13 protein-coding genes are annotated in these 16371 nt (G+C 61.0%); 8 read left to right on the top strand and 5 right to left on the bottom strand.

Translation table 11 applies throughout. From position 1 onward, the window contains the following. Positions 1–118: 118 nt before the first annotated feature. The 3 genes from KUIN1_RS22520 to KUIN1_RS22510 all read left to right on the top strand — a co-directional run bounded on the left by KUIN1_RS22520 (position 119) and on the right by KUIN1_RS22510 (position 2285). On the top strand, positions 119–688 hold the full coding sequence (locus KUIN1_RS22520; protein ID WP_003399930.1) for a GNAT family N-acetyltransferase: 570 nt from the start codon (positions 119–121) through the stop codon (positions 686–688). A 140-nt stretch (positions 689–828) separates the two neighbouring features. After that, the gene (gene tesB, locus KUIN1_RS22515) at positions 829–1698 is read left to right on the top strand and encodes an acyl-CoA thioesterase II (RefSeq protein WP_024642208.1); all 870 of its coding nucleotides are present in this window, start codon (positions 829–831) and stop codon (positions 1696–1698) included. Next, the gene (locus KUIN1_RS22510; protein WP_054092210.1) at positions 1695–2285 is read left to right on the top strand and encodes an HAD family hydrolase; all 591 of its coding nucleotides are present in this window, start codon (positions 1695–1697) and stop codon (positions 2283–2285) included. The genes tesB and KUIN1_RS22510 overlap by 4 nt, the downstream gene beginning before the upstream one ends. Before the next feature lie 760 nt (positions 2286–3045). Here KUIN1_RS22510 and KUIN1_RS22495 read toward each other — a convergent pair. The 5 genes from KUIN1_RS22495 to KUIN1_RS22460 all read right to left on the bottom strand — a co-directional run bounded on the left by KUIN1_RS22495 (position 3046) and on the right by KUIN1_RS22460 (position 9409). Further along, positions 3046–4035: a hypothetical protein gene (locus KUIN1_RS22495; RefSeq protein WP_003399936.1), complete on the bottom strand. Its 990-nt coding sequence runs from the start codon at positions 4033–4035 to the stop codon at positions 3046–3048. 4 nt (positions 4036–4039) lie between these two features. Then, positions 4040–4930 carry a KPN_02809 family neutral zinc metallopeptidase gene (gene ypfJ / locus KUIN1_RS22490; protein ID WP_003399938.1) on the bottom strand — a complete coding sequence of 297 codons (891 nt, stop codon included), beginning with the start codon at positions 4928–4930 and terminating at the stop codon, positions 4040–4042. 172 nt (positions 4931–5102) lie between these two features. Further along, positions 5103–6389 (bottom strand): MFS transporter, encoded by a 1287-nt coding sequence (locus KUIN1_RS22485; RefSeq protein WP_162886094.1) that lies wholly within the window; start codon positions 6387–6389, stop codon positions 5103–5105. Positions 6390–7031: 642 nt separating this feature from the next. Then, complete coding sequence (gene trmA, locus KUIN1_RS22465) at positions 7032–8117, bottom strand: tRNA (uridine(54)-C5)-methyltransferase TrmA (protein ID WP_024659843.1); 1086 nt, start codon at positions 8115–8117, stop codon at positions 7032–7034. Then, positions 8114–9409, bottom strand: a complete 1296-nt coding sequence (locus KUIN1_RS22460) for an NCS2 family permease (protein WP_003396212.1) — start codon at positions 9407–9409, stop codon at positions 8114–8116. The genes trmA and KUIN1_RS22460 overlap by 4 nt, the downstream gene beginning before the upstream one ends. A gap of 265 nt (positions 9410–9674) precedes the next feature. Here KUIN1_RS22460 and KUIN1_RS22455 point away from each other — a divergent pair, with 265 nt between their 5' ends. From KUIN1_RS22455 to cydB, 5 genes are all read left to right on the top strand, one after another. Then, entirely contained in the window at positions 9675–10205 is a 531-nt protein-coding gene (locus KUIN1_RS22455; protein WP_032619652.1) for a (2Fe-2S)-binding protein, read from the top strand. Further along, entirely contained in the window at positions 10202–11191 is a 990-nt protein-coding gene (locus KUIN1_RS22450; RefSeq protein WP_003399948.1) for an FAD binding domain-containing protein, read from the top strand. The genes KUIN1_RS22455 and KUIN1_RS22450 overlap by 4 nt, the downstream gene beginning before the upstream one ends. Then, positions 11188–13389 carry a xanthine dehydrogenase family protein molybdopterin-binding subunit gene (locus KUIN1_RS22445; protein WP_103713595.1) on the top strand — a complete coding sequence of 734 codons (2202 nt, stop codon included), beginning with the start codon at positions 11188–11190 and terminating at the stop codon, positions 13387–13389. The genes KUIN1_RS22450 and KUIN1_RS22445 overlap by 4 nt, the downstream gene beginning before the upstream one ends. 512 nt (positions 13390–13901) lie before the next feature. Next, positions 13902–15341, top strand: a complete 1440-nt coding sequence (locus KUIN1_RS22435; RefSeq protein WP_003399952.1) for a cytochrome ubiquinol oxidase subunit I — start codon at positions 13902–13904, stop codon at positions 15339–15341. Between the two features lie 3 nt (positions 15342–15344). Continuing rightward, complete coding sequence (gene cydB / locus KUIN1_RS22430) at positions 15345–16352, top strand: cytochrome d ubiquinol oxidase subunit II (protein ID WP_054091399.1); 1008 nt, start codon at positions 15345–15347, stop codon at positions 16350–16352. The last annotated feature ends 19 nt before the right edge of the window (positions 16353–16371 follow it).

Here is a 16371-nt window from a genome sequence, read left to right as displayed (position 1 = left end):
TGCGTCCGTTAGAGGGCCGAAGCCCGATAGTGCCAGTAAAGCATCCGTACGCCCAGTTGTGTGGCGCAGCAGATGGCTGCACTGACGCCCATTCATGTCTCGTGACACGGGGGAATCGATGGAACCGATACTCAAGCTTGATAGCGCCCGACTGCTGATGCGGCAGTGGCGTGACGATGACTTGCCGGCGTTCGCCGACATGTGCGCGGACCCTCGTGTCATGCGCTATTTTCCAGACCCCCTGAGCCGTCTCGAAAGTGCTGCCATGATCGGGCGGCTGCGTGGTCATTTTGCCGAACTGGGCTTCGGGTTCTGGGCGCTGGAGCGCAAGGACACCGGCGAGTTCATAGGTTTCACCGGGCTGCATGTCGTGGGTTTCAAGGCACCGTTCACCCCGGCCGTGGAAATCGGCTGGCGGCTGGCGCACAAACACTGGGGCCTGGGCTTTGCCAGCGAGGCGGCCTGGACCGCGCTGGGCTGTGGTTTCGAGCGCCTGGAGCTGAAGGAGATCGTGTCGTTCACGGCGGTCAACAATCAGCCGTCGCAAAAGGTGATGCAGGCAATCGGCATGCAGCAGGATGAGTCCGGCAACTTCGATCACCCCAATCTTGCGGACGGCCACCCGCTCAAACCGCACGTGCTGTACCGGATCAGCCATGAGCAGTGGCTCAAGACGCTGAAGCCTTGATCCGGGTGCAGATTGAATTAAGCCAACCATCTTAAATCTGTATCATTCCATTCCAGCGGGGACGGGCCCGAGGCCTGTGGGAAAATGCAGCGACTGCTGTTGCCGTACAAGTGCAAAGTCGATGTACGAGAGGAATGAGAATGAGCCAAGTGCTGGATGATCTGGTTGAGTTGCTGACGCTGGAAGCCATTGAAGAAAACCTGTTCCGCGGTCATAGCCAGGATCTGGGCTTTCGCCAGTTGTTTGGTGGTCAGGTGCTGGGTCAGTCGCTGTCTGCCGCCAGTCAGACAGTTGAAGAGGACCGTCATGTTCACTCGCTGCACGGCTACTTTCTGCGTCCCGGCGATGCCGGTTTGCCGGTGGTCTATCAGGTGGACCGTGTGCGTGACGGTGGCAGCTTCAGCACGCGCCGTGTCACTGCCATTCAGAAGGGCAAGCCGATCTTCACCTGCAGCGCTTCGTTTCAGTACGACGAAGAGGGCTTCGAGCACCAGGCGACGATGCCGAAGATTGTCGGCCCGGAAGACCTGCCGTCCGAGCTGGAGTTGCTGACCCGCCGCGCGCACCTGATTCCTGAAGCGATGCACGACAAGTTTCTGCGCCCCAAGCCGATTCAGTTCCGCCCGGTGACCGCTGAAGATCCGTACGATCCCAAGCCCGGCGATCCCGTCAAATACGTGTGGTTCCGCGCCGATGGCAGCCTCCCGGACGTGCAGGCGCTGCATCGTTACATGCTCGCCTATGCCTCCGACTTCAACTTGCTGACCACATCCCTGCTGCCGCACGGCAAGACCGTCTGGCAGCGCGACATGCAGGTCGCCAGCCTTGACCATTCGCTGTGGTTCCATAACGACCTGCGTGCCGATGACTGGCTGCTCTACGCGATGGACAGCCCCTGGGCAGGCAACTCGCGCGGCTTCTCGCGCGGCAGTATCTTCAACCGCACCGGGCAACTGGTCGCATCGGTCAGTCAGGAAGGGCTGATCCGCCATCGTAAGGATTGGGCATGACACTCGAAGGTATACGGCACTGGGTGTTCGACATGGACGGTACCTTGACCGTCCCTATCCACGACTTCCCGGCCATCAAACGTGAATTGGGCATCCCCCAGGACGATGACATTCTCGGGCATCTTGCTGCGTTGCCCGCTGAGGAATCGGCGGCCAAGCACGCCTGGCTGCTGGAGCATGAGCGCGAGCTGGCACTGGCTTCGCAGCCTGCCGAAGGCGCGGTCGAGCTGGTTCGCGAATTGTCGGCGCGCGGTTATCGACTGGGCATACTCACCCGTAACGCTCAGGAGCTGGCGTATATCACCTTGAAGGCCATCGGCCTGGCTGACTGCTTTGCCGTCGAGGATGTACTGGGCCGCGACGAGGCGACTCCCAAACCGGATCCGGCGGGTTTACTGCAGCTGGCCACGCGCTGGAGTGTCGAGCCGGAGAAGATGGTCATGATCGGCGACTACATGCATGACCTGAACTGCGGCCGTGCGGCGGGCGCCAAAACTGTTCTGGTCAACCTGAAGGACAATCCCTGGCCGGAGCTGACTGACTGGCATGCAGAGAATTGCATAGCGCTGCGCGGGATGCTGGGGTGATCTGAGTTGCCTATCGTGGCAATGCGGAGCGCTCACCGTTATCCACAAGTCTTTGTGGGAGCTTGCTCGCGAAGGCGTAGTCACGGATATATAGATTTTCAGCGACTGCCCCGGCCTCTTCGTGAGCAAGCTCACTCCCACAGGTCCGGGGTGTTTTCAAGCCCTGTGGATCACTCCGCAGGTCGGGAGTGTTTTCGAGCCACGTAAATGTTCTGCAGCAGCGCTGATCTTGTGGGAGCTTGCTCGCGAAGGCGTAGTAACGGATATATAGATTTTCAGCGACTGCACCTGCCCCTTCGTGAGCAAGCTCACTCCCACAGGTCCGGCGTGTTTTCAAGCCCTGTGGATCACTCCGCAGGTCGGGGGTGTTTTCGAGCCACGTAGATGTTCTGCAGCAGCGCTGATCTTGTGGGAGCGAGCTTGCTCGCGAAGGCTTAGTCACGGATATATAGATTTTCAGCGACTGCCCCGGCCTCTTCGTGAGCAAGCTCACTCCCACAGGTCCGGCGTGTTTTCAAGCCCTGTGGATCACTCCCGCAGGTCGGTGGTGTTTTCGAGCCACGTAGATGTTCTGCAGCAGCGCTGATCTTGTGGGAGCGAGCTTGCTCGCGAAGACGGTATTTCAGTCGATGCATTTTCGGCGATTATGTTGACCCTTTCGCGAACAAGTTCGCTCCCACGGCCTCCGGCCAGAATCAAAAGCGGACTTGTATGTAGCGTTGCACGCGGAGCGTGGGGACGATAGTTATATCCAGATCACTCAAAACGGCTTGAACAGCACCGCCTGGCCTTCCGGTGAGGTGAAGATCCCGTCGCCGTTGTGGCCGACTTTCGGCACGATCACCAGGCGCTGGTTCAGCCCCTCGGGGTGACGCTTCTGCAGATAGTTGAAGTAGTTCTGCCCGCGAATCAGGCGGTAGGCGCCTTGCGCTTCGGCGGCGCAGGTCTTGTCCAGCGCCGGGTGGTTACGGTCGGTGTCCAGCTCGCCCATCAGGTAAGTGATGTCGCGCTTCACGTAATTCTTCTCGATGTCAGCCGGCTTTTCCTTGCCCGAGTAGAACGGCATCTTGTTGAGGCCGTATTTCCAGTCGTTGAAGTTCGGGCAGCTTTGCGCGGTTACCGGCTCAGGCCGTTCCGCGTCGAAATAGGCGTAGGACGACGGATTGGCGATCACGTAGCGCAGCTTCACCCCTTCACGCTGCAGCAGGGCGTCTTCCTTGCCGCCGATCATCGCGTAGCGCTGCACCACCTGGGCACCACCGGAGTGCCCGGCAATGACGATTTCCTTCAGGTTGGGGAACAGTTTGCTGTCACTCAGGCGCTTGAGGATGTGGTCCAGCACCAGAAACGAGCTGACCGGCTTGGGATCGGTGGAGGTTGCGCCTTCCATCCAGCTGTTCTGGCGCCAGCGCAGGATCGAGTCCGGCAAGTGGTGCGCGACGATATCCTTTTCATCCAGGAATTGCGGGGCGATCAGCAGGGTCTTGCCGCGCTCTCTGGACTGGTTGGCCGCACGTTCGATGCTGCGCAGGTAGGTTTGCGCATTGCGCAGGCGACCGTGCAGGACGATTACCACGCGCTCGATCTTCGGCTTGGGGTGTACCCACTCCTGGCTCAGCCCGAGGGTCGCCTCGGCACCATTGATCGCCAGGCGATCCGGGCTGATGGAATTGACCGCTTGATCCTCGGCATGCGCCCCGAGGCTCACGAAGGCAGTGCTCAACAACAGGACCAGAAGCGGTTTAATCATGTGCTCAGAGACTCTTGGCGGCGAATGTATCGCATTGATTGATTTGACCTTGGGCAAAGCCTGCCTTGAACCAGCGTACACGCTGTGCAGACGTGCCGTGCGTGAAGGAGTCCGGAGCGACTCGACCACTGCTTTGCTGTTGCAAGCGATCATCGCCGATAGCGTTGGCCGCGTTCAATGCTTCTTCAATATCACCCGGCTCGAGCCAGTTCAAACGATTTTGTGCGTTGTACGCCCAAACACCGGCAAAGCAGTCCGCTTGCAGCTCCTGGCGGACCAGTAAACCGTTGGCTCCTTCCATTTTTTGCCCGGCCTGGCGAGCCTTGTCGACCTTGGCGGAAATGCCCAGCAGGGTCTGCACATGGTGCCCGACTTCATGGGCGATCACGTAAGCCTGAGCGAAGTCGCCAGCGGCGGAAAAGCGCTGGGCCATTTCACGGAAGAACTCCATGTCCAGATAGACCTGCTGGTCAGCCGGGCAATAGAACGGACCGGTTGCCGACGTAGCGCGACCGCAGGCCGAGTTCACCTGGCCGCTGAACAACACCAGCGTGGGGTCCTTGTATTCGCGACCGTTCTGGGCGAACACGGCACGCCAGGTGTCCTCGGTATCGCCAAGGATGCTGCGCACGAATTCGGCCTGCTGGTCGTTGGCCGGCGGCGCTTCACGCGTTTGCGCGCTGGGTGGAGCGCTTTGCTCGGTCACTTGTCCGGTCAGTTGTCCGAGAATCTGCATCGGGTCCTGGCCGGTCAGCAGGCCGATGGCGACGATGATCACGATGCCGCCCAGACCCAGCCCCTTGCCGCCGATGCGCATGCCACCGCCGCCACCACTGCTGCCGCCATCGCGCGCATCGACTACATTGTCGCTGCGTCGGCCTTTTTTCCAGAGCATGTCGGATCCCTCTTCTTTTCGTGCAATTAGTTTCGCTGCTGATACGCGAATGCGCCAGTCCGGCGTGTTCCGGCCAGCGTCGTGTGCAGAATGCGAGGGTATAGAGGTGCGGCGAGGCTGATTGGTTCGCGCAAGCTGTGCCGTGGCTGTGTTTTGCTGAAACCTGCCGCCGTCAGGCCTGTTTGACGGGCTGCGCGTTGAGCACGTCCGGCGGCGAGGCGTCGGCAAAACGGTCGACCTGGCGCAATGACTTGAAGCCCGTCATCCAGGCGCCGACCACGCCCAGCGTGCAGACGCCACCCAGGATCGCGGCAGGGATTGCGCCGACCAGCGAGGCACTGGTGCCTGCACGGAACTCGCCCAGTTCGTTGGAGGAGCCAATAAACAGCATGTTCACGGCATTGACCCGGCCGCGCATGTTGTCCGGCGTCGAGAACTGCACCAGCGCTGAACGAATGAACACGCTGACCATGTCCGCCGCGCCCGCGATCAGCAGGGCCAGGCATGACAGCCAGAACAGGGTCGACAGGGCAAACACCAGATTCGCGACGCCGAACAGGCCGACGGCGAGAAACATGGTCATGCCGACGTTGCGCTGCAGCGGGCGCATGCTCAGGTAAATGCCGACGCCCAGTTCACCCAGGCTCATCGACGCACGCAGCATGCCCAGCCCCTGCGGCCCGAGGTGCAACACTTCATGGGCGTAGATCGGCAGCAGCGCCACCACGCCGCCGAGCAGCACGGCGAACAGGTCCAGCGAAATGGTGCCGAGGATGATCGGCCGCGAGCGAATGAAGGCAATGCCCGCGGTGAACCGGCCCCAGGCGCTGGAACCCAGTTCCACCGGCTTGCCGGCAAAGGGCGTTGCCACGGGGGCCAGAAACAGGATGCCGGCGATAAATGCTGCGACGCAGACCGAATAGGTCAGCTCTGCGCCGCCCAGCCAGTACAGATAGCCACCGATCAGCGGCCCACCGACGGTCGAACAGCGCATGATCACGCTGTTGGTGGCGATGGCCGAGGCCAGTTGGTCGCGCGGGACAATCTGTGGCAGCAGGCTTTGCAGCGCCGGACCGGTAAAAGCGCGGGCGCAGCCATACAGCATCAGCGCGCCGTAGATCAGCCGCAGGTCTTGCAGCTTCAGTGCCGAGAACACCAGCAGAATGACCCCACAGATCGCCTGCACACCCCAACTGAGCATCAGGATGATCTTGCGGTTGTAGCGGTCGATCAGATCCCCGGCAGGCATCAACAGCAGCAACATGGGAATGAACTGAGCAAGGCCCACATAGGCCAGCGCCATCGGCTCGCGGGTCATGTCATAAACCTGCCAGGCAATGACCACCGCCTGAATCTGCATGGCGAACACCGCCATCAGGCGCGAGAGGATAAAACTGACGAAACCGGGCTGGCTGGACAACTTGACCGGTACAGAAGGCGCGGAAGACTCGGAGCTCAAGAAAAAGGATCCCATCGAAGCAGCTGATTCAGGTTTTTGGTTTATACCCCAGCGTATCGATAGGAAGCTAATAAATATTCTGACAGTTTCGCAGTTGACGAGCATGAAAGAACTCTCGTTCCTCACGCTCCAGTATGGGAATGCATTTCACGACGCTCCGCGTCGCAAGAGGACGCGGAGCGTCCGGAACGGCATGCGACGCAGAGCGCCGCACGACAGTCGGGATTATCGTTCCTCACGCTCCAGCGTGGGAATGCCGTGGGTGACGCTCTGCGTCACAGATCTGCGTCGCGCCGCACGTCGGGATAGGACGCGGAGCGTCCGGAACGGCATGCGACGCAGAGCGCCGCACGATAGTCGGGATTATCGTTCCGTGGGAATGCCGTGGGTGACGCTCTGCGTCAAAGATCTACGCCGCGCCGCATGTTCAGGATAGGACGCGCAGCGTCCAGAACGGCATGCCAACGCGGAGCGTCGGCACGATAGTCGAGATTATCGTTCCTCACGCTCCAGCGTGGGAATGCCGTTCGTGACGCTCTGCGTCACAGATCTGCGTCGCGCCGCATGTTCAGGATAGGACGCGCAGCGTCCAGAACGGCATGCCAACGCGGAGCGTCGGCACGATAGTCAGTCAGAGGAGCCTCAGCGCCTAACCAGCAGCACGCCCGATTCCATGTGGTGGGTGTACGGAAACTGATCGAACAGTGCGCAGCGCTCGACCCGGTGGGTGTCGTGCAGTTGGGCGATGTTGGCGGCCAGGGTTTCCGGGTTGCAGGATATGTACAGAATGCGCTCGAAGCGCCGGGTCAGTTCGCAGGTGTCCGGGTCCATGCCGGCGCGCGGCGGGTCGACGAACACGCTGCCAAAATCGTAGCTCTTCAAGTCCACGCCGTGCAGACGGCGGAACGGGCGCACTTCGTTCAGGGCTTCGGTCAGTTCTTCGGCCGACAGACGCACCAGCGTGACGTTGTCCACGCCGTTGTCATCCAGGTTGCTCAGCGCCGCATTGACCGAGGTCTTGCTGATTTCGGTGGCCAGCACCTTGCGCACGCGTGTAGCCAGCGGCAGGGTGAAGTTGCCATTGCCGCAATACAGCTCCAGCAGGTCGTCCTGCCGCTCGCCCAGCGCATCGAAGGCCCAGTTGAGCATCTTGCCGTTCACCGTGCCGTTGGGCTGGGTGAAAGCGCCTTCCGGTTGCCGGTAACTGTAGGTGCGGCCAGCCACGTCGAGCTTCTCGGTCACGTAATCATGACCGATGACCAGCTTCTGCCCCTTGGAACGGCCAATCAGGCTGACGTCCAGTTCGGCGGCCAGTTGCGCGGCGGCGGCCTGCCATTCGGCGTCCAGCGGGCGGTGATAACACAGGGTGATCATCGCGTCGCCTGCCAGCGTGGTCAGGAAGTCCACCTGAAACAGCTTGTGGTTCAACGTCGGGCTGGCTTCCCAGCGCTCGCGCAGCACCGGCATCAGCGCGTTGATGCGCTCGCTGGCGATCGGCAGGCCCTCGAGCAGGATCGGCGTCCTGTTGTCGCCCGGCGCGAACATCGCGTAATAGCGCTTCTGGTCTTCGCGCCACAGGCGGAACTCGGCGCGCAGCCTATAGTGTTCGCGTGGCGAGTCGAACACCTGTGGCTCGGGAGCATCGAACGGCGCCAGCAACTCGCGCAGGCGGACGGTTTTTTCTTCGAGCTGACGGTCGTAGCTCGCAGGGTCGAAGGGAACACTCATGCGTTGAACCAGCCCAGCTTGATCACGAACAGGATCGACAGGATCACCAGCGCCGAATTCAGCTCGCGCCAGCGTCCCGACAGCAGCTTGATCGCTGTCCAGGAAATGAAGCCAAAGGCAATGCCATTGGCGATGGAATAGGTGAATGGCATGGCCAGGGCCGTGATGACTACTGGCGCTGCGACCGTGATGTCATCCCAGTCGATTTCCGCCATGCCGGACGCCATCAACACAGCGACGAACAGCAGCGCGGGTGCGGTCGCGAAGGCGGGCACGCTGCCGGCCAGCGGGGCGAAGAACAGCGCCAGCAGGAACAGCACGGCGACTACCACTGCAGTCAGACCTGTGCGGCCACCGGCACTCACGCCTGCAGCCGACTCGATGTAGCTGGTGGTGGTCGAGGTGCCCAGCAGGGAACCGGCCATCGCGGCAGTACTGTCGGCGATCAGCGCACGGCCCATCTTCGGCATGTGCCCGTCCTTGCCCATCAGCCCGGCGCGTTTGGCCACGCCGATCAGCGTGCCGGAGTTGTCGAAGATGTCGACGAACAGGAAAGCGAAGATGATGCTGACCAGACCGACGTCCAGCGCGCCCATGATGTCCAGTTGCATGAAGGTCGGTGCCAGCGAAGGCGGCATCGACACCACACCGCCAAACGGCGAGAAGCCCAGGGCGATAGACACCAGGGTCACCGCGAGGATGCCGATCAGCACGGCGCCGCGAACCTTGAGGTAATCCAGGGCCACGATGAGAAAGAAGCCCAGCGTCGCCAGTACCGGGGCTGGCTGCTTGAGATCGCCCATGCCGACCATGGTCGCCGGGTTGCTGACCACAATACCGGCGTTATGCAGGGCGATCAGCGCCAGAAACAGGCCGATACCGGCCGCAATCGCCGAACGCAGGGGCAGGGGAATGCTGTTGATGATCCATTCACGAATCCGGAAGATCGACAGGATGAAGAACATCACCGCTGAAATGAACACCGCGCCCAGCGCTACCTGCCAGCTGTGGCCCATGTGCAGGACCACGGTGTAGGTAAAGAAGGCGTTCAGGCCCATGCCCGGTGCCAGGGCGATCGGGTAGTTGGCGATCAGGCCCATCACCGTCGAGCCGATGGCCGCTGCCAGGCAGGTGGCGACGAATACCGCGCCCTTGTCCATGCCGGTTTCGCCGAGGATGCTCGGGTTGACGAACAGGATGTAAGCCATCGCCAGGAAAGTCGTGACGCCCGCAAGAATCTCGGTTCGCACGTTGGTGTTGTGTGCCTTGAGTTGAAACAGCCTTTCCAGCATGTCTGGCTCTCCGTGACGCGGCGCGCGTCGTGAATGATCGACTCCAACAGCAATGCACAGACTGCAGGGCAGCCCGTTTGATTTTTGCGGGTCGGAAAAAGCCGCGCATCATACCAGCAGCTTGGCAGGATGGCTGCCTGCGGATGACGGCCTTTCAATGACAACTACGCCCATCAAGAAAGCCTGAACGTTGCAAACCTCGCGAAGTCCCACCCCTTAAGACGCATAAAAAGTGCGCTAAGTGACCGCCTACCGTGAGGTTTCCATGAGTGCAACGACCCCGAACCCCCAGGAATTCGCCACCCACGCGATTTCCCTGACCCTGAACGGACAGCTCCGCCAACTGGATGTGCTGCCCTGGACCACCTTGCTTGACCTGCTGCGCGATCAGCTCGATCTGGTCGGCACCAAAAAAGGCTGCGACCACGGCCAGTGTGGTGCGTGTACCGTACTGCGCGACGGCACGCGCATCAATGCCTGCCTGACGCTGGCGATCATGTGTGATGGCGCCGAGCTGACCACCATTGAAGGCCTGGCTGATGGCGACCAGTTGCATCCCATGCAGCAGGCGTTCATCAAGAACGATGCGTTCCAGTGCGGCTACTGCACGCCCGGGCAAATCTGCTCGGCTGTCGGGCTTGCCAATGAGGGGCGCGCCAGCACGCGTGCCGAGATTCAGGAACTGATGAGCGGTAACCTGTGCCGTTGCGGTGCCTACAGCAATATTCTCGCCGCCGTCGAAGAGGCGCTGCCGCAGTTCCACAACGCAGCGCCGAAGCCGGAGGTGAACGCATGAATCCGTTTACTTACAGCAAGCCGACCGACATCACTGCTGCGGTCAACCTGAGCGGACCGGCCACGCGTTTCATTGCAGGCGGCACCAATCTGCTTGACCTGATGAAAGAAAACGTCGCCACGCCCGAGCACCTGATCGACATCACCGGCCTGCCTTTAAGGGATGTCAGTGAAACCGCCTCGGGCGGTCTGATGATCGGTGCGTTGGTCAGCAACGCCGACCTGGCCTACCACCCGCTGATCGAAGCGCGTTACCCGCTGCTGAGCAAAGCCGTGCTGGCCGGTGCTTCGCCGCAGCTGCGCAACATGGCCAGCACCGGCGGCAACCTGCTGCAACGCACCCGCTGCTATTACTTCTATGACACCGGCGTGCCGTGCAATAAGCGCGAACCGGGCAGTGGCTGCCCGGCGCGCACCGGCGTGAATCGCATTCACGCGATCCTGGGTGCCAGCGAAGACTGCGTCGCGACTCACCCGTCCGACATGTGCGTGGCACTCGCTGCGCTGGAAGCCGTGGTGCATGTTCAAGGACGTGCCGGCCGCCGCACTATCGAGTTTGCTGATTTCCATCGCCTGCCGGGTGATGCTCCGCAACGGGACAATCAACTGGCCGACGATGAGTTGATCGTCGCCGTCGAACTGCCTGCAAACGGCTTTGTCAGCCACAACGCTTATCTGAAGATCCGCGACCGTGCGTCCTATGCGTTTGCCCTGATATCGGTGGCTGCCGCCATCGATATGGACGGCGATGTGATTCGCGACGTGCGTCTGGCATTGGGCGGTGTCGCGCACAAGCCATGGCGCGACAAGGCGGTCGAAGCGCTGTTGGTCGGCAAGCCGGTCACTCGCGAGAACTTCGCCGCTGCTGCAGACGCCATGCTTGAAGATGCGCAGCCTCTGGAGCACAACGGTTTCAAAGTCAGACTGGCCCGCCGCGCGATCATTCGTGCCTTGAGCGATGCCGCAACAGGAGGGAGCGCCCAATGAACCAGCCATTTTCGCCAATGGGCAAGCCTGTGGACCGCGTCGACGGCCGCCTGAAAGTGACCGGGGGCGCACGTTACGCCGGTGAATACCCTGAAGAAGGGTTGCTGTATGGCAGCGTGGTCTCCAGCACCATCGCCAACGGTCGCGTCGCCAGCATCGATAAGAGCGAGGCAATGAAGGTTCCGGGTGTGGTCGCGGTCATCGACCACACCAATCGTCCGTGGCTGGCCAGCTATGACGAAAACTATGAGGATGCCGATTCGGCCGACGGTTCGCCGTTTCGTCCTTTTTACAACGACAACGTCATGTACAGCGGCCAACCGCTCGCGCTGGTCGTTGCCGATACGTTGGAACTGGCGCGTCACGCGGGCTCGCTGGTGCGTATCGAATATGAGCAGCAGGAGCACCAGACCGATCTGCAGGCCATGCTCGACACCGCCTATGACGCGCCTGCCGAATTGCCGCCGCCGCGTGGCAACTTCGAAGGCGAACTTGCCAGCTCCGCGCTGAGCGTGGACGTGACGTACAGCACGCCCAGCGAGTACCACAACCCGATGGAACCGCATGCGTCGACCGTCCTGTATCAGGCCGATGGCAGCTTGCAGATTCACGACAAGACCCAGGGCACGCAAAACTGTCAGGACTATCTGCACAAGGTGTTCGGCCTGGAAAAGGACAAGATCCGCGTGCTGGCCGCTTTCGTCGGTGGTGCCTTCGGTTCTGGCCTGCGCCCGCAATATCAACTGCCGCTGGCAGTAATGGCTGCACTGCACCTCAAGCGCTCCGTGCGCCTGACGCTGACCCGCCAGCAGATGTTCACCTTCGGTTATCGTCCGCGCACCATTCAGCGCCTGCGTCTGGGCGCGGCTGCCAACGGTCGTTTGCTGGCGGTCGGTCATGAAGCCATCGGGCAGACTTCGCGTTTCGAGGACTTCAGCGAACACGTCGTGGAATGGAGCGGCATGCTCTACCACTGCGACAACGTGCAGTTGACCTACAAACTGGTGCCGCTGGACGTGTTCACGCCGCTCGACATGCGTGCGCCGGGTGCTGCCCTGGGCATGATCGGTCTGGAATGCGCCATGGACGAGCTGGCTTACGCGTTGGCTATCGATCCGGTGCGCCTGCGCCTGACCAACTACGCCGAGCGCAACGGTAACGAAGACAAGCCGTATTCGAGCAAGGAATTGCGCGAATGCTACGCACAGGGTGCCGAACGCTTTGGCTGGTCCAGCCGCAACCCTGAGCCACGCAGCATGCGTCAAGGCCGTCAGCTGGTCGGTTGGGGCATGGCCGGTGGTGTCTGGGAGGCCATGCAGATGAAGGCCAGCGCCAAGGCGCGTCTGCAAGCGGACGGCACGCTGGTGGTCAGCAGCGCTACCACCGACATTGGCACCGGCACCTATACCGTCATGACGCAGATCGCTGCAGAATCGTCGGGTATCGAGGTGGATAACGTCAGCTTCCTGCTGGGTGACTCTTCGTTGCCGACCGCGCCGTTGCAGGGTGGCTCGTTCACGGTGTCTTCAGTCGGTACTGCGGTGCAGCAGGCCTGTCAGGCTCTGCAGCGTCAGGTACTGGAAGTTGCCAAAGGGCTGCATCCGCAATTCGCTTCTGTGACGCCGGATGAGGTTCGCTTCGAGGCGGGCAAGCTGTATGTCGGCGATCAGGCACTATCGATGGCTGAACTGGCAGCGTCTCAGCCCCACGGTGTCATCGAGGTGCAAGTCGACGCCGAGCCGGACAAGAAGCGCGAAGCCTACGCGGCAGCCACGCACTCGGCGGTGTTCGTCGAAGTGCTGGTCGACGAGGATCTGGGCACTATCAAGGTCAATCGTGTGGTCAGTGCCGTGGCAGCGGGCAGGGTCGTGAACCCGAAAATGGCGCGCAGCCAGATTCTGGGCGGCGTTGTCTGGGGCATGGGTATGGCGCTTCAGGAAGAGGCGATGCTTGACCACGACCTGGGCCGCCCGATGAACCACAGCCTGGCCGAGTACCATATCCCGGTGAACGCTGACATCGGCGACATTGACGTGCTGTTTGTCGAAGAACACGACGACATCGTCAACGCGCTGGGTTCCAAGGGCGTCGGCGAGATCGGCATCGTCGGTGTGCCGGCAGCGATTGCCAACGCGATCTATCACGCCACCGGCAAACGGATCCGCGAGTTTCCGATCACGCTGGATAAGCTGTTGTAACAATGGAGCTGCTCGCGTTTCGCAAGGCGCTCTCCCGCTGAGCGCGAATCCAACTGCCTATCGTGCCAACGCTCCGCGTTGGCATGCAGTTCGTGACGCTCTGCGTCACAAATTTTCAGCACGGCGAGACAGCGCGCGTAAACCAGGCTCAGGCTTTGAGGGTGCGTGCACCTTGTAACGCCTGAATCAGGCGTCAACGCTGCAATGTGTGACGCGGAGCGTCACGAACTGCATTCCCACGCGGAGCGTGAGGAACGATAGACGCCGCAGTTCTCCGCAGGTGAGACAACCCGCCACGCGACAATAGACCACACGACTTTAATGGCCGAACAGGACTACTCTTTGATGGTCGATTGATCTGTATCAGTGTGTTCAGGCAACGATCAGTGCATCGACCAGCGTTTTCGCCATTGGAAACGCCAGAATAAAGAAACATAAGCACTCATTACCGTGGGGGCAATCGCTGTTGGCTTGCGGCCGGCAGCAGGTTTCATCTGAGAGAGGAACATCTTATGTTCGGTTTAGAGGCTATAGATCTCGCCCGGATTCAGTTCGCATTCACGATTTCGTTCCACATCCTGTTTCCTGCCATCACCATCGGTCTGGCAAGTTACCTGGCTGTGCTCGAAGGTCTGTGGCTGAAGACCCGCGATGACGTCTACCGTGACCTGTACCACTTCTGGTCGAAGATTTTTGCAGTCAACTTCGGCATGGGCGTGGTTTCCGGGCTTGTCATGGCCTACCAGTTCGGCACCAACTGGAGCCGCTTCTCCGACTTCGCAGGTGCTGTGACCGGCCCGCTGCTGACCTACGAGGTGCTGACCGCGTTCTTCCTCGAAGCGGGGTTCCTCGGCGTCATGCTGTTCGGCTGGAATCGTGTCGGCCGCAACCTGCACTTCTTCTCCACGGTAATGGTCGCCATCGGCACGCTGATCTCCACCTTCTGGATTCTGTCGTCCAACAGCTGGATGCAGACCCCTCAAGGGTTCGAGATCATCGACGGTCGGGTCATTCCCACTGACTGGTTCGCTGTGGTGTTCAACCCGTCGTTCCCTTATCGCCTGACGCACATGGCGATCGCCGCGTTCGTGGCGACGGCGTTCTTCGTCGGTTCGTCGGCCGCCTGGCATCTGTTGCGGGGCCGCGACACACCTGCAGTGCGCAAGATGCTCTCGATGGCCATGTGGATGGCCCTGCTGGTGGCGCCTGTCCAGGCTGTCGTCGGTGACTTCCACGGTCTGAACACGCTCAAGCATCAGCCTGCGAAGATTGCGGCCATCGAAGGTCACTGGGAGAACGTTGGTGACGAACCGACCCCGCTGATCCTGTTCGGCATTCCCGACATGAAGGAAGAACGTACCAAGTACGCGGTGGAAATTCCGTACCTGGGCAGCCTGATCCTGACTCACAGCCTGGACAAGCAGGTGCCTGCGCTCAAGGAATTCAAGCCTGAGGATCGCCCTAATTCGACGATCGTGTTCTGGTCGTTCCGGGTCATGGTCGCCCTTGGCATGCTGATGATCTTCACCGGCCTTTGGAGCTTGTGGCTGCGCAAGCGCGGCACGCTGTACAACTCGCGTCCGTTCCTGTACCTGGCGTTGTGGATGGGGCCATCCGGCCTGATCGCTATTCTCGCCGGCTGGTTCACCACCGAAATCGGCCGTCAGCCGTGGGTCGTGTACGGCCTGATGCGCACCGCCGATGCTTCTTCCGGGCACAGCGTGGCGCAGATGAGCATCACCCTGGTGCTGTTCGTGGTCGTCTACTTCGTGCTCTTCGGCACCGGTCTTGGCTACATGATGCGTCTGGTTCGCAAAGGGCCGAAAGCCTATGTCGAACATGTGCCGCACGGTGGTCCCGGCCAGCAACGCACACCGGCCCGTCCGCTCTCCGCTGCTGTTGAAGGCGAAGAAGATGGCGACAATCTTGACCGTCACGGCAAGGGGATTTAAGCCATGGGTATCGATCTTCCGCTGATCTGGGCCATCATCATCGTCTTCGGCATCATGATGTACGTGGTGATGGACGGTTTCGATCTGGGTATCGGGATTCTCTTCCCGTTCATGAAGGACAGTTCCGACCGCGACGTGATGATGAACACCGTCGCGCCGGTCTGGGACGGCAACGAAACCTGGCTGGTGCTGGGCGGTGCGGCACTGTTCGGTGCATTCCCGCTGGCCTACTCGGTGGTCCTGTCTGCGCTGTACCTGCCGCTGATGTTCATGCTCATGGGCCTGATCTTCCGTGGCGTGGCGTTCGAGTTCCGCTTCAAGGCGACCGAGCTGAAGCGTCACTGGTGGGACAAGGCATTCATTGGCGGCTCGCTGGCGGCGACCTTCTTCCAGGGCGTGGCGCTGGGTGCCTACATTGAAGGCATCCCGGTGGTCGATCGCCAGTTTGCCGGTGGCTCGCTGGACTGGCTCTCGCCATTCCCGATGTTCTGCGGGCTGGCCTTGATCGTCGCTTACGCGCTGCTGGGCTGCACCTGGCTGATCATGAAAACCGAAGGCTCGCTGCAGAAGGCGATGCATGATCTGGCACGTCCGCTGGCCCTTGCGGTGCTCGCGGTCATGGGCGTGGTCAGCCTGTGGACGCCGCTGGCCCACGCTGATATCGCGCATCGCTGGTTCAGCATGCCGAACCTGTTCTGGTTCATGCCGGTACCGATTCTGGTGCTGGTGACCATGTACGGTCTGTTCAAGGCGGTGGCCCGAAATGCCCACTACACGCCGTTTCTACTGACCCTGTTGCTGATCTTCCTGGGTTACAGCGGTCTGGGCATCAGTTTGTGGCCAAACATCATTCCGCCTTCGGTATCGATCTGGACAGCCGCCGCGCCGCCGCAGAGCCAGGGCTTCATGCTGGTGGGCACGCTGTTCATCATTCCGTTCATTCTGGGCTACACCTTCTGGAGCTACTACGTGTTCCGCGGCAAGGTGACGGCTGCAGACGGTTATCACTAGTCCGAACCGAGGAGAATGA

The sequence above is a fragment of the Pseudomonas sp. KUIN-1 genome, assembly GCF_009176725.1.
GTDB classification, from domain to species: Bacteria; Pseudomonadota; Gammaproteobacteria; order Pseudomonadales; family Pseudomonadaceae; genus Aquipseudomonas; species Aquipseudomonas fragariae.
Note: the sequence above shows the minus strand (reverse complement) of the source record. Positions and strands in the feature narration are given on the sequence as shown.